The organism is Paenarthrobacter sp. TYUT067 (assembly GCF_023656375.1).
Taxonomy (GTDB): domain Bacteria; phylum Actinomycetota; class Actinomycetes; order Actinomycetales; family Micrococcaceae; genus Arthrobacter.
The window spans coordinates 1-14,162 of record NZ_JAMOIT010000008.1 but is presented as its reverse complement, the minus strand read 5'-3'; the positions used below and the strand labels follow the sequence as shown (position 1 = coordinate 14,162).

Annotated in this window: 10 protein-coding genes; 8 read left to right on the top strand and 2 right to left on the bottom strand. The window is 62.4% G+C overall.

The window, feature by feature from the left end; genetic code table 11:
* The first annotated feature begins 170 nt into the window (after nucleotides 1-170).
* The 5 genes from MOD31_RS08815 to MOD31_RS08795 all read left to right on the top strand — a co-directional run bounded on the left by MOD31_RS08815 (nucleotide 171) and on the right by MOD31_RS08795 (nucleotide 6,066).
* Nucleotides 171-1,640 (top strand): CCA tRNA nucleotidyltransferase, encoded by a 1,470-nt coding sequence (locus tag MOD31_RS08815; RefSeq protein WP_142937307.1) that lies wholly within the window; start codon nucleotides 171-173, stop codon nucleotides 1,638-1,640.
* Nucleotides 1,637-2,218 carry a histidine phosphatase family protein gene (locus tag MOD31_RS08810; protein ID WP_142937308.1) on the top strand — a complete coding sequence of 194 codons (582 nt, stop codon included), beginning with the start codon at nucleotides 1,637-1,639 and terminating at the stop codon, nucleotides 2,216-2,218. The genes MOD31_RS08815 and MOD31_RS08810 overlap by 4 nt, the downstream gene beginning before the upstream one ends.
* A gap of 596 nt (nucleotides 2,219-2,814) precedes the next feature.
* Nucleotides 2,815-2,955: a hypothetical protein gene (locus tag MOD31_RS08805; protein ID WP_166841991.1), complete on the top strand. Its 141-nt coding sequence runs from the start codon at nucleotides 2,815-2,817 to the stop codon at nucleotides 2,953-2,955.
* 155 nt (nucleotides 2,956-3,110) lie between these two features.
* A complete protein-coding gene (locus MOD31_RS08800) occupies nucleotides 3,111-4,628 on the top strand; it encodes a glycosyltransferase family 87 protein (RefSeq protein WP_250820379.1) in 1,518 nt (505 codons plus the stop codon).
* On the top strand, nucleotides 4,621-6,066 hold the full coding sequence (locus tag MOD31_RS08795) for an NAD(P)/FAD-dependent oxidoreductase (protein ID WP_250820378.1): 1,446 nt from the start codon (nucleotides 4,621-4,623) through the stop codon (nucleotides 6,064-6,066). The genes MOD31_RS08800 and MOD31_RS08795 overlap by 8 nt, the downstream gene beginning before the upstream one ends.
* Before the next feature lie 80 nt (nucleotides 6,067-6,146).
* Here the strand turns inward: MOD31_RS08795 and MOD31_RS08790 are convergent, their stop codons facing one another.
* Nucleotides 6,147-6,848, bottom strand: coding sequence for an ABC transporter ATP-binding protein (locus MOD31_RS08790; RefSeq protein WP_250820377.1), 702 nt, complete (start codon nucleotides 6,846-6,848; stop codon nucleotides 6,147-6,149).
* A gap of 24 nt (nucleotides 6,849-6,872) precedes the next feature.
* Nucleotides 6,873-7,952 carry an ABC transporter permease gene (locus MOD31_RS08785; RefSeq protein WP_250820376.1) on the bottom strand — a complete coding sequence of 360 codons (1,080 nt, stop codon included), beginning with the start codon at nucleotides 7,950-7,952 and terminating at the stop codon, nucleotides 6,873-6,875.
* Between the two features lie 194 nt (nucleotides 7,953-8,146).
* Here MOD31_RS08785 and MOD31_RS08780 point away from each other — a divergent pair, with 194 nt between their 5' ends.
* The 3 genes from MOD31_RS08780 to MOD31_RS08770 all read left to right on the top strand — a co-directional run bounded on the left by MOD31_RS08780 (nucleotide 8,147) and on the right by MOD31_RS08770 (nucleotide 14,103).
* Nucleotides 8,147-9,427: a sensor histidine kinase gene (locus MOD31_RS08780; protein ID WP_250820375.1), complete on the top strand. Its 1,281-nt coding sequence runs from the start codon at nucleotides 8,147-8,149 to the stop codon at nucleotides 9,425-9,427.
* Nucleotides 9,424-10,080 (top strand): response regulator transcription factor, encoded by a 657-nt coding sequence (locus MOD31_RS08775; protein ID WP_308196358.1) that lies wholly within the window; start codon nucleotides 9,424-9,426, stop codon nucleotides 10,078-10,080. The genes MOD31_RS08780 and MOD31_RS08775 overlap by 4 nt, the downstream gene beginning before the upstream one ends.
* A 180-nt stretch (nucleotides 10,081-10,260) precedes the next feature.
* Nucleotides 10,261-14,103 carry an NPCBM/NEW2 domain-containing protein gene (locus tag MOD31_RS08770; protein ID WP_250820374.1) on the top strand — a complete coding sequence of 1,281 codons (3,843 nt, stop codon included), beginning with the start codon at nucleotides 10,261-10,263 and terminating at the stop codon, nucleotides 14,101-14,103.
* Nucleotides 14,104-14,162: the final 59 nt, after the last annotated feature.

Genomic DNA, 14,162 nt, shown 5'->3' with positions numbered 1-14,162 from the left:
CGCTCGGGATCGGGTTGGCCATGAGGTCCACTCTAACGACTCTTGCCCCGGAGTGATGACCGGGACATGGCCACAAGATGGACTACGGGCGATGGTCTGTGGACACATGCCTGATTTCGCATGGAACAGTGGCCCACTGCCGAGTAAAAATCTGCCAAGCTTAAGGGACTATGGCGCACGTATTGGACAGCTCTTCAGTTAACTTCACCATCGACCCGGTGGTGCTCGACCTCGGGCAGCGCTTTGTCGATGCCGGCTTCGAGCTGTCGCTGGTGGGTGGACCTGTGCGCGACCTCTTCCTGGGAAGGACATCCCCGGACCTCGATTTCACCACCGACGCAACGCCGGACCAGACCATTGGCGTCATCAAGAAGTGGGCGGACAACTTCTGGGAAATCGGCCGTGCTTTCGGCACGATCGGGATGAAGAAGAGTGGTTTCCAGATCGAAATCACCACGTACCGTGCAGAAGCTTATGATCCCGATTCGCGGAAGCCCGTGGTGGCGTTCGGCAACTCCCTGAAGGACGACCTCCTGCGCCGCGACTTCACCATCAACGCCATGGCGCTGCGGCTGCCCAGCCTTGAACTCGTGGATCCGTTCGGCGGCGTCCGCGACCTCCACGCCTCGGAGCTCGCCACGCCGGGTGCCCCGGAGTCATCATTCTCCGACGATCCCTTGCGCATGATGCGCGCGGCCCGTTTCGCTTCCCAGCTCGGCGTGTCGGTCCACGACGACGTCCGGCTGGCCATGTCCCAAATGGCCGACCGCATCAAGATCATCTCCGCCGAGCGTGTCCGGGAAGAACTGGTCAAGCTCATCAATGGAGCGCACCCCCGTGTGGGCATTGATCTCCTGGTGGACACCGGGCTGGCTGAGTTCGTGCTCCCCGAAGTTTCCGCGCTGCGCCTCGAAGCCGACGAGCACCACCGGCACAAGGACGTGTACCAGCACTCGCTGCAGGTGTTGGAGCAGGCTGCTGCCTTGGAAACGGGTCCTGACGGCCCGGTTCCCGGCCCCGACTTTGTGTTGCGGTTCGCCGCGTTGATGCACGACGTCGGCAAGCCGGCTACGCGCCGCTTTGAACCGGGCGGCGCGGTCAGCTTCCGCCACCACGATGTTGTGGGGTCCAAGCTGACTGCGAAGAGAATGAAGGCACTGCGTTTCGACAATGAGTCGATCAAAGCTGTGTCTCGCCTGGTGGAACTCCACATGCGCTTCTATGGCTACGGCGATGCCGGCTGGAGTGACTCCGCAGTCCGCCGCTACGTGACCGACGCCGGTCCCTTGCTGGAACGCCTCCACCGCCTCACACGGTCCGACGTCACCACGCGTAACCAACGCAAGGCCGACCGCTTGTCCTTCGCCTACGATGACCTTGAGCACCGCATCTCGAAGCTGCTGGAACAGGAATCACTGGCGGCTGTCCGGCCTGACTTGGACGGAGCGCAGATCATGGCGCTTCTGGGACTGAAGCCTGGCCCCGTGGTGGGGAGGGCCTATAAGTTCCTTCTGGAAGAGCGGATGGAACACGGACCACTGTCCCCCGAGGAAGCCGAGCAGAAACTCCTGGCGTGGTGGGAAGCGCAACCCGAGTCCGCCGTCGTCGAGCCATTGACCGAAACTGAGGAGCCCTCATGAACGCTGCGACTTCACCGCGTCCGCAACTCTGGATCCTTCGCCACGGCGAGACCGAATGGTCCAAAAGCGGCCAGTACACCGGTCTGACTGACCTTCCCCTCACTGTTGAGGGCGAGCAGCAGGCTGTTGAGGCGCGCAAGGTCCTGGAAGGCATCGACTTCGACCTCGTCCTGACCTCGCCGCTGCGCCGCGCCCGCCGCACGGCAGAACTCGCAGGCTACCCGGAGGCCGTCCATGAGCCGCTGGCAGTGGAATGGAACTACGGCGACTATGAAGGCATCAGCTCGGACCTGATCCGCAAGGACAACCCGGACTACCTCATCTGGACAGATGGCGTCCCCAACGGGGAAACCCTGGATGAGGTTGCTGCCCGGGCCGACAAGATCATTGGACGAGTCCTGGAATCAGGAATGGACAACGTTCTGATAGTGGCCCACGGTCATTTCTCCCGCATACTTACCGCCCGCTGGCTCGAAATGGATGCAAGCGAAGGCCGACACTTCATTCTGGGAACGGCCAAAGTGTGCACCCTCGGCTGGGATAAGCGGACGCCTGCAATTGTGCGTTGGGGACTATAAAACTCGTATTTAAAGAAAATTTAGGCGAATTAGCTAATTTCGCTGGTCAAACTCCATCTACATGGGGTAGCTTATATCTTGTTCCCAGAGCGACCCGCCGGGAACAAGGCGCGCATTCACCGGTACAGTCAACCGGGACAATGCCACAGCAGGCTGTAAAGGCCGGAAGGAGGTTGGGAAAAATGATTACTTTGACTAGCGGACGGAAGTTGACCGTCACTGCTACCCCGGCCTCTGCTGATGACATGCGCCATTTTTGCTCTCTGACCCACTCCTGAATTACCGGACCGGCCTGTTGCCGGCGGTATTCCTTAAGGCCCTCCTATCTTTGGATGGCTGAGTAGTCAGTTGTAGGCGCGGACCCACGCAGCATGCCGCGGGTGCAGTTTCCCCATAGTTCGGAACCAGCTTCTTGTTGGGTCGGCTGCCGGAAGCACGCGCTATTGCACGACGAATCCCTTTTGGGTTCAGTCCGCGAATCCCCTTTATTAGCCTCGGTTATTTATGCCCTTTTAGCCTGGATTTCTTGTGAATTCATATGGCTCTCATTGGTGCGTCTAAATTCCGACTACATATCTCCCGAAAGGAGGTGAACCATGCGAAAACGCCCTGAAGAAATGCGGTTCGTCAAGAGCACCAATGCTCCCAAGGACCGCACCCTGTTCAACGGCCAGTTGCTTGACCAGCGCCGTGAAGACGTCTACGTTGTCCTGCACCAGATGGGACTCATCCGCTGATGCCCAACGGCTGAGCCCGAAGGAGTTCAGATGCCACACATTCATGCTGAACCTCAAGGAGCCCACGCGGCTACGCGTGGGCTCCTCCCCTTTTAACGTGGGGAACCCTGAACTCCTCATCTTGTGGAACCCCGGAGGACTGTAAGCTCGATCCCATGCAGGATACGAAGCCTCACCGGCTGCAAAAACGTGCCCGCTTTGTGGTTCCAAGCCGCAGTGACTCCCTGCTTCGAAATTTCACTGAACTTGTGGGCGGGCCCTTGGGGAAACACTCCTCCCCCGGGAAGGTGGCGTCCGGTCCGTTCACTGTGGAACGCGTCCTGATCATCCTCACCGTATTCGCTGCACTGCTGGCTGTGCTCGCCAAGGACTACTGCCGAGTCCGTGGCTGGGAGACTCCCGGCCAGTTTTATGCGACGTGCTATTCGGATTTTCCGGAGCTTTTCCGGAACCGCGGCCTGGGTGACGGTGCCTTTCCGTTCTTCACCCAAGGCAGCCTGTTCGAATACCCGGTGCTGATGGGCGTCATCGCCGGCATCACGGCCCTGCTCGTGCCCGGCCAAGGCGCTGGAAACGAGCGCGTGCTGGGCTACTTCGACATCAACGCAACACTGATAGTCGCCGTTTGGATCGTCACGGTGCTCCTGACCGCAAGGATCAACAGGCTCCGCCCCTGGGACGCCGCCATGGTGGCAGTGGCCCCGGGGATCATTCTGGCCGGATTCATCAACTGGGACATGTGGGCCGTGGGACTGCTGGCCCTGGCCATGTACTTCTTCTCGCGGGACAAGCTGATCCTGGCCGGTGTGTTCATCGGCTTAGGAGCGGCCACCAAGATGTATCCGGTCCTCCTACTTGGTGCAGTGCTGGTGCTGGCTTTGCGCACCGGCAAGCTGCGCGCATTCTTCATTACTGCTGGTACAGCCTTGGCATCCTGGCTGGCAGTGAATCTGCCCATAGCAGCACTGAATCCATCGGGATGGGGATACTTCTTCGAATTCAGCCAAAACCGCCCTGCCGGGTACAGCTCACCGTGGTTCGCTTACAACCTCGTGGCTGACCGGGTTCGCTGGGTTCAGATTGACGGCGCAACCGTCAACGCGCTGGCCCTGTCCCTGTTCGTCCTCGCGTGCGTCCTTATTGGTGCTTTGGCCCTCTGCTCCCCACGGCGACCCCGGTTGGCCCAACTGATGTTCCTTCTGGTTGCCGCCTTCATTCTGACCAACAAGGTGTACTCCCCGCAGTTCGTCATATGGCTCATACCGCTGCTTGCCCTGGCCCGGCCCCGCTGGCGCGACTTCCTCATCTGGCAAGCGGCCGAGGGGCTGCACTGGGCGGCCGTCTGGATGTACTTGGGCCAAACGACCAGCGGCGGCTCCGTCCAGCACAACATCGACATGTCCTACTACGTGCTGGCCGTGGGATTGCACATGGTTGCCACCGCATATCTCATGGCGCGGGTGGTGATGGATATCTGGGATCCCGCCCAAGACCCACTCCGCGCCCATGGCGAGGATGATCCGCATGGGGGACCATTCGACGGTGCCCGGGACTGGTTGCGGCTCGATGTGTTCCGCCCGTCACGGTCAGTCCTGCCGTGGCGTCCCCGGGCTACGGTGGAGACTACCGATCCCAAAGCACCCCAGCGTACGGAGGTAAACAGCGATGGTTGATGTCGCCGTCGTCGGTGCCGGTCCTAACGGCCTGGCCGCCGCAGTGGTGATGGCCCGCGCCGGCCTGAGTGTCCACCTTTACGAGGCAGCTGATGCGATCGGCGGTGGATCGAGGACCAGCGAGCTGATTGAACCCGGCTACCTGTACGACATCTGCTCAGCGGTGCACCCCATGGCGGTGGCGTCCCCCTTCTTCCGCGATTTTGAGTTGTCGAAGCGCGTGGAATTGCGGCTGCCGGAGGTCCAGCACGGCACACCGCTGGACAGTGGAGGGGCGGCCCTGGCCTACCAATCCCTGGACCGGACGGTTGAGGAGCTGGGTGTCGATGGGCAGGCGTACCGTCGGCTGCTGCAGCCCCTGCTGGAGCGCGTGGACGGGGTGGTGGAGTTTACGTCCAACCAACTCCTGCGCATTCCAAAGGATCCCATGGCGGCTGTCAGGTTCGGTTTGGCCACTCTGGATCAAGGGACGCCGCTCTGGATGCGACGTTTCCGCGAGGATGCCGCACCGGCCCTGTTGACGGGTGTGATGTCCCACGCCCTTGGCTCGCAACCGTCCCTCAGTTCAACGGGTGCCGGACTGTTGCTCAGCGTGCTGGCCCACGCAGGTGGTTGGGTGGTACCTGTTGGCGGTTCGATGTCCATCGCCACAGCAATGGCTGACGACCTCAGGGCCCACGGTGGCACAATCCACGTGGGTGAGCGTGTGGACTCCTTGGACCAGGTCCGGCCCGCTAAGGCGATACTGCTGGATGTTGCCCCGCCAACTCTGGCGCGCGTGGGTGGTGCGGAAGTTCCAGACCGCTACCGCCGGGCGTTGGAAACATTCCGATTCGGGAATGCAGCGTGCAAAGTGGACTTCATCCTGTCCGAACCCGTTCCGTGGCGCGACCCTGGATTGGCCAAGGCCGGGACTGTCCACGTTGGTGGTTCGAGGCTGGCGATGGCCGAGTCGGAGAATCTGGTGGACATGGGCAAACACCCAACGGAGCCGTACGTTCTGGTGTCCCAGCCATCGGTGGTTGATTCCACCCGGGCGCCGGAGGGCCGCCACGTTCTGTGGTCCTATTGCCACGTACCTGCGAACTCCACCGTGGATATGGCCGAAGCCGTCATGGCTCGCATTGAGCGTTACGCGCCTGGCTTCCGCGACGTCGTGGTGGCATCGAAGACCACGACGGCGGCGGAACTGTCCGCATATAACGAGAACTATGTTGGGGGAGACTTCAGTGCAGGTCTGTTGGACCTGCGGGGCCTGGTGCAACGGCCGGTGGTCTCCAACGTGCCGTGGCGAACCCCCATTTCCGGCGTGTACCTGTGTTCCTCGTCTACTCCGCCGGGGCCCGGAGTGACGGGAATGGCCGGGTATCACGCGGCAAGATATGCCCTCAAGGACATATTTAGAATGCGCGTACCTGGGCTAGGCGTAGGACTGTAACTACCCCTGACTACGCCGCCTCACCCAACTAGGTCGCAGCAGTGCGCGTTTTGACGGCTCAAAACGCGCTCTGCTGCTAGTTAGTTGGGTTGCGCCGACGGAACCAAGGCGCGGCTGATGCGTCCGTCCCTCATAGTCGCGACGGCGTCGGTGAGGGGAAGGAACTCGGTGTCGTGAGTGACCATGACGGTGGCGGTGCGGAACTCGTTAGTGACCCGCCGGAGTAGCCGGACGATCGACTCGCTGCGTTCGTGATCAAGCGCGGCCGTTGGCTCGTCGACCAGAAGAACAGTGGGGCTCCCCATGAGGGCCCTGGCAATATTCACCCGCTGGCGCTGGCCGCCGGATAATTGGTGTGGGCGCTTATGCGCAGCGTCGGACAGGCCAACGACCTCCAGCAGCTCAGCTGCTTTCTCCCGTTCTCCGCGCACACGCCTGCCCCGGAGGTGCTCACGTATCAGCAACTGCTCGACGGCGGTCAGTGCCGGTAGCAGGTTGGGTTGCTGGAAGATGATGCCCACCTTGTCCCGGCGAAGGGCCGTGCGTTCGGCGTCCGAAAAGGCGGTGACGTCCTCTTCGTCGATGATCACCAGCCCGGCTGTGGGCTTCACGAGGGTCGCCGCGACGGCGAGAAGTGAGGACTTGCCGGAACCGGAGGGTCCTACAAGGGAGAGGAACTCACTTTTATGCACGCTCAGGTTGACGGCGTCCAGCGCCTTGAGGGTTGAGGTGCCGTCCGGGTATTCGAGGGAAACGTTGACCAGGTTCAATGCTGTACTCACGATGCATGCCTTTCTAGGAATGTTTTAGTTGCCGCCGAGTGCCAACAGCGGATCCACTTTGGTGACGCTTCTTACCGCCAGGACTGCGCCCGCCAGGCCCAGGAGGATGATTCCTGCAATAGGCAGCAGCGTGGTCATAGGTGTGATCAGAAAAGGTGCGGCCTGGGCCGCGAACGTTCCGCCGGTCAAGCCCAGAAGACCGCCCACAGCCGCTCCTGCCAGCAGCACCATGGCCGCCTGGGTGAGGGCGTCCCGCAACACATAGCCGGACGAAGCCCCCAACGCCTTGAGGACGGCGATGTCGCGTGTGCGCTGCACTGTCCACACTGTGAGGAACGCGACGATCACCAAGGCCGAAATGCCGTAGAGGAATGCCTGCATCAGCATGAGTGAGCCGTTCTCGCTCTTGTACGAGGCAAGTGCCTGGAACGAACCCACGGGGTCCGTACTGACCGTGCCGGCCGACGCGTTGGCGGCGTCGAGGTCCACGGAAGCTCCGGCGTCGAAGGTTGCGGTGATGACCGTTGCGGTGCCAGGTGCTGCGTGGGCGATGGTCCGCCAGGTCTCCAGCGTTGTCCACACCACGCCGGTGTGCGAGTACCACTGGTCCTCCACAACGGCTGAAACCGTCAGGTCTGTCCCGCCCGCACGAACCCGGCTGCCAACTTCCAGCGTCAGCTCTTTGGCCAGCGACTCACCCACCACCACCGTCCCGTCCTCCACAGCCGATGGAGCAATCGCGCCGCCAAAGACTGCGACGTTCGCGGTTCCGGTCGGGGTCCCCCCGCCACCCAACGACTGGAAACGGGTCTGGCTGATTCCCAGCGCCTCCGCGGACGTCACACCCGGCTGGTCCCGCCAGGCTCCGAGCTGAACAGGGGAAACTTCGGATTCGGTGTACGAGGCCTTTGGATCACCTCCGGCGGGTGCACCAAAAACAATCTGCTGCACAGGCAGGGCCCCCAGCGCGGACGTCGACTGGTTGCCCAGGCCTGCAGTCAGCCCGGAGAGCATGACCAGCAGCAACGTGATCAGGGCGACCACGCTGCCCATGAGCGCAAAACGACCCTTGGCGAAGCGGATGTCGCGGATGGCAAGAAACATCGGATTCCTTCGATTCAATGCGGGCTTGATCCCGGCTATCTCAACTCTTCCGGCGATAGGCCGCAGGGGCATCGGGAGCCGGATGGATCGGCTGGCATCGTGGGGTTGAACCGGCGATCATCCGAATGGTTGATTCAGGCCCTGGGGCGCGAAATTTGGTTTATGGAGGGAGCGCCGGGGATACGCTGTGAAGCATGCAGTCTCCCGCTGGCGCCGCCACAATCCTCCGCGTGCTGCGCGTGAGCCTTCATCTGGGTTTCGCGGTTCTGCTGCTGGTGGCCGTTGTCCGCTTGGTGACGGGAATGGGAACCAACGGTCCGGCGTCGGCTGTTGCTGTGATTGCCGGACTAAGTCTTTCGGCCCTGCTGGCATTGGTGTACCTCAGCGGGACTCTCTTGGAAAAACGCCATGCAAGCCATCCCACCCGGTTCAATCCCACACCCTACGCACGCTGGTGGCTTGGCGCGGTGATGCTCCTATGGCTGCTGCTCCTCCTAGTCAGCAGCGACTTCGCATGGGTTGCCTTCCCCTTGTTCTTCCTGCAACTGCACCTGCTCCCCCGCGCGCTTGCTTTGCCCGCGATTGCTGTGAGCACTGCGCTTCTGGTGGGCACGCTGTGGTTCCATAGCCGGGGTTCGTCCGACGGCGGCCTGCAGCTTGCGATGGTCCTTGGACCGGTGTTCGGGGCAGCATTCGCGGTGGTCACGGGCTTGGCCTATCGCGCTTTGTTCGTCGAAGCCGAGAATCAGCGCGCTGTTGCCGACGAGCTTCGCAGAACCCGCGCCGAACTCGCACAGACACAGCACGACGCCGGAATGCTGGCCGAACGCGAACGGCTTGCCCGGGAAATCCACGACACCTTGGCGCAGGGCTTTTCAAGCATTGTCCTGATGGGCAGGTCCGCCGAGAAAGCGTTGGACGATGGCGACGCCAGTGCTGCACGGGAGCGGCTACGAACGGTTCAGGACACGGCGTCTGCCAATCTTGCCGAGGCGCGGAGCTTTGTGCGCGGCCTGCGTTCGCCGGATCTTGAGCGCTCGGGACTCGTGGATACCCTCAGCCGCCTCTGTGAGAAAACGGAGACTGAGGCGGCTGCCCGGGGGTCCACGCTGCGCTGCCGCTTCGAGCTGGTGGGTACGCCCATGGAACTGCCGAATACGTACCAGACCACCCTGCTCCGGGCCGCGCAGGCTTCCCTCGCCAACGTATGGGCGCACGCCCACGCGCGCACCGCCGTCGTGACCCTGTCTTTCCTGGGCGCTGAGGTGACCTTGGACGTTTTCGACGACGGGATTGGATTCGAGCCCTCGACGGCGGCCGGTACGGCGCGTGGCGACGGAACCGGCGTCGGGCTTCAGAGTTTGCGTGAGCGGCTGGCCGCATTGAACGGCAGCCTGGAGATTGAGTCGGCGCCCGGTGAGGGGACCGTGGTTGCGATCCGGGTGCCGTTGCCGGCGGATGGGGGTGCCGCGTGAGTGAGATTCGGGTGTTGTTGGTGGATGACCACCCGGTTGTTCGGGCAGGACTGCGGGCCATGCTCGCCGACTTCCCGGGGGTGACCGTGGTTGCGGAGGCAGCTGACGGTGATGCCGCGCTGGTGGAACTCAGCAAGCTCAATACTTTGGGTGAGCCCGTGGACCTGGTGCTCATGGACCTGCAGATGGGCAGCGGCATGGACGGCGTGACGGCCACGGAGAAGATCAAGGCGGGCGAGGCCGGGACTCCCCCGCCGCCGGTGCTGATTCTGACCACGTACGATACCGACGCCGACATCCTCGCCGCCGTGGAGGCTGGTGCGAGTGGCTACATGCTGAAGGACGCCCCGCCGGAGCAGATCCGGCAGGCCGTGTTGTCCGCGGCGGCCGGGCAAACCGCGTTGGCACCGGAGGTTGCGGCGCGGCTCATGGGCCGGATCCGGAATCCTTCCCCGGCTTTGAGCGCCCGGGAAGTACAACTTTTGGAGCTCTTGGCAACGGGTATGAGCAACCGTGCCATGGCCAAGCAACTCTTCATTTCCGAGGCCACGGTGAAGACCCACTTGGTGCACATTTACTCGAAGCTCGGCGTGGACAACCGGACCGCTGCCATAGCCGTGGCGACGCAACGCAGGATTATCCGCTCGCGCTGACTCTTCCCCACTGAGTCGCATTTGTGCGCGTTTTGAGCGCCCAAAACGCGCACAAATGCGACTCAGTCGGGTTCGAATTTTGGTTAAACGGTTGACCTTTGATCTTTTTGCGGTGACGATTAGTGCACGTTTCGCTATGAGTTAGATCACAAAAAGTCACTCGTCGAAAGTTGGCCTCACATGTCCGCACCCACATTGGGCTTATCCGGCACTGCCCCAGGCAGCTCCGGACGCACCAAAAAGCTAGTCAGGAAGGCCGCCTCCCTCGGCCTAGCCTCGCTGCTCCTCGCAGGAACCATCCCCGCACTCACCTTTGCCGCGGCCGCCAATGCCGCTCCAGGTGATCCCGCGGCCATCAAAACCGTTACCCCAGAGGTACCTGTCGATGCCGCCGGAGTACCCCTCGGAGCGGTGACCGGGTTTACCCAGTCCGGCAACGTCGTCAACCTTTCCGCGGAGAAGGGCGCCATCCGCGTCACGTTCCTGGACGACGGCAATTTCCGCCTGGAAGCTGACCCCAGCGGAAAATTCACCGATCCCGCCAACACTGACCAAGGTGATCCCGCCCGGACCGCCAACATTGTGGTGGGTAAGGATAAGTTCCCCGGCGCCACCCCAACCGTGACCGACGGCGACTGGCTGGTCCTGAAGACCCCAAAGATCAGCGTTGAGATCAACAAAGCCACCACACAGCTTCGGGTTCTCAGGACTGACGGCTCGTTGGTTCTGGAGGAGTCCGCCCCCATCACCTTCGGCGCCAACTCAGCTACGCAGCACCTCGCCCAGCAGGACGGCGAGCAGTTCATCGGCGGCGGCATGCAGAACGGCCGCTCCGTGCACACCGGCGCACTCATCAACATTGCCAAGAACTTCGACTGGGACGACGACGGCTACCCCAACGCCGTGCCGTACTACATGTCCTCCAAGGGCTACGGCGTCCTTCGCGACACCTTCGCCCGCGGCTCCTACAACTTCGGCGGCCAGCCCACCACCACGCATGAGGAAAAGCGCTTCGATGCCTACTATTTCGTGGGCGACTACAAGCAGTCCCTTGGCGCGTACACCACGCTGACCGGCAAGCCCATGATGCCCCCGGTCTACGCCTTGGAATACGGCGACGCCGACTGCTACAACCGCTCCAACCCGGGGTACTCCTCCTCGGGCTACGGTGATCCCGACGGCGCCAAGCAGCGCACGCCCGACGCCATCAAGACGGCCCGGAAGTTCGTGGAGAACGACATGCCCGCCGGCTGGATGCTGGTCAACGACGGCTACGGCTGCGAGTACCAGCAACTCCCGGAAACCGTGAGCAACATCGAGGAAGAAACCGACCTCAAGGTTGGCCTCTGGACGCAGCGTTCCCTGACCAACCAGGAGTACGAAGTGGGCGAGGCCGGCGTCCGGCTCCGCAAGCTGGACGTCGCGTGGGTAGGCCAGGGCTACCGCCAGGCACTCACCGGTTGCGAAGCGGCGCACGGCGGCATCGAACAGTATTCAAATGCCCGCGGCACCTCGCTGATGGTGGAAGGTTGGGCCGGCTCCCAGCGCTGCGGCATGCAGTGGACGGGTGACCATTCAGGAAACCTCGACGCCGTCCGCTGGCAGGTTTCGGCCCTCACCGGCGCCGGCAACTCGGGTTTGGCATTCACCACGGGCGATGTTGACGGCATCTTCGGCGGTTCCGCTGAGTCCTACGTCCGCGACCTCCAATGGAAGGCCTTCGCCCCGGCGCTGTACTCCATGTCCGGCTGGGCAGCCACTGACAAGCGTCCGTGGCTCTACGGCGACGAGGCTACAGCCATCAACCGCCAGTACCTCCAGCTCCGCCAGCAGCTCATGCCCTTCATTTACACGCTGGCTCAGGAGTCATCCACAAGCGGCGTTTCCATGATGCGCTCCATGGCTCTTGAGTTCCCTGACCAGGAATGGTCTTACGGCGCCGAGGCAAACAACCAGTTCATGCTCGGTTCCGACTTCCTGGTAGCCCCGGTCTTCACCCAGACCGACGTGCGCAACGGCATCTTCCTCCCGGCAGGCCAGCAATGGGTGGATTACTGGACCGGCAAGCTCTACCAGGGCGGCCAGATCCTCAACGGCTACAACGCACCGCTGGACAAGCTTCCGGTTTTCGTTCGTGCAGGTGCTGTGATCCCGCAAGGAATTGTTGCCCGTAACGCGTCTTTGGTTCCTGAAGATTCCATGATCACTCTGGACGTCTACGCCAAGGGCCAGGACACCTTCACTCTGTACGAGGACGACAAGGTGACCCGCGAATTCAAGGATGGCAAATCTTCCAGCCAGCTCTTCTCGGTGGACGCTCCGGGTACCGGCAACAGCAGTGTCAAAGTGACCATCGGTGAGCGGAAGGGCGAGTACACCGGCAAGGCGGAGGCACGTCCATACGAACTGAAGGTCCACGCCGGAGCAGCACCCAAGGACGTCAAGATCGGCGGCACCAAGCTGGCCCAGCACTCCACCCAGGCCGCTTATGCTGCAGCAACCACCGGCTGGTTCTTCGACGAGGCCAACAACGGCACCATCTGGGTGAAGACAGGGTCCATCGCTTCCAACCAGTCCGCCACAGTCCAGCTCCAGCAGGCCGGTCCGCTGGGCGGCAAGAGCCAGGAGGACACCGCAGCCGAGGTTCGTGTGACCACCGGCCAGCAGGTCTTCCAGGATCAGGAAACCACCGTCACCGCGGCTTTCGTGAACACTGGAACCAAGGCAAAGAGCAACGTGGTGCTGACTCCGGTGCTCCCTGAGGGCTGGACTGTGGTCTCTTCCTCCGGGGCAACCGCCGCCAAGGTGGAAGGCGGTGCTACTGCAACCGCCACGTTCGTTATCAAGCCGGGGACCAGCGCGAAGGCGGGCCAACAGACCGTGCGGGTATCGGCGTCGTACGCTTCTTCCGGATCCAACCAGTCTGTAACCGGCGGCAACCAGATCTATGTCGCCTACGGTTCCTTGGCAGCCGCCTACAACACCGTCTCGATCACCACCGTGGCGGGCAAGGCACTAGGAAACTTCGACGGCGGAGGGGCCACCTTCGCTGCCGAACAGCTGGCGGCCGCTACGGTTCCTGCCGGTGGAGTCCAACCGGGCAGCACGGTGACGGTGGACGCCGGAAAGCCCACGCAGGTTGACTACACGTGGCCGGCCGTCGGACCCGATGTCCCCAACTCGGTGGCGCTGTCGGCGCAAACCATTGCAGTCAAGGGCAAGGGCACGCATTTGGCAGTGCTCGGATCGGCCGCGGTGGGCAACGGAACCAGCCCGGTGTTGACGCTTACGTACGCGGACGGGACCACCGAGCAGCAATCCATCTTCTTCCCCAACTGGTTGCAGCCGTCCGTCCTCAACGGGGCAGTGGTGGCCGTTTCCGAACAGGGTAGGAACAACGCCAACGGGCCGTCGCCGGAGTACACACAGTACAAGTACCAGGCGTTCTCCAACACGGTCCGGCTCAACCCCACCAAAGAGCTGGCCTCCGTCACCTTGCCCACCGACACTCGAGTGAAGTTCTTCGACTGGAAGGTGACATCGCAGCCGCTGCCTGCCGTACCGCTTGGTTCGGTGTACGCCTCTGAAACGCCGTGGGTCCAAGCATTGAACGGCTACGGCGTGATCGGAAAGAACGTAGCCAACAAGGACTCGGCGTCATCGCCGGACAAGCCGCTGGCCATCAACTACACCGATCCTGCAACCGGTCAGCAGCCTGTGTTCAGCAAAGGCCTGGGCGTCCACGCGGCATCCAAGATCACCTACTACCTTGGAGGGAAGTGCACCTCATTCACCTCCCAGGTGGGCCTTGAGAGCGGCTTCGGCGGCAACATCATCTTCAAGGTCAATGCCGACGGCGTGAACAAGTACCAGTCGCGGACGTACACTCCAGGATTCGCCCCTGAGGCCGTATCCGTGGACCTCACGGGTGCTGCATACGTGGAATTGGTGGTGGACCCCTCCGGATCCATCAACGGCGCTCATGGTGTTTGGGGTGATGCGAAGTTCACGTGCGCTTCGTAGCCTGACGTGCAGACCGCCGTCGCCCGCTGCCTCCGTCCGGGGCAGCTGGCGACGGCCGT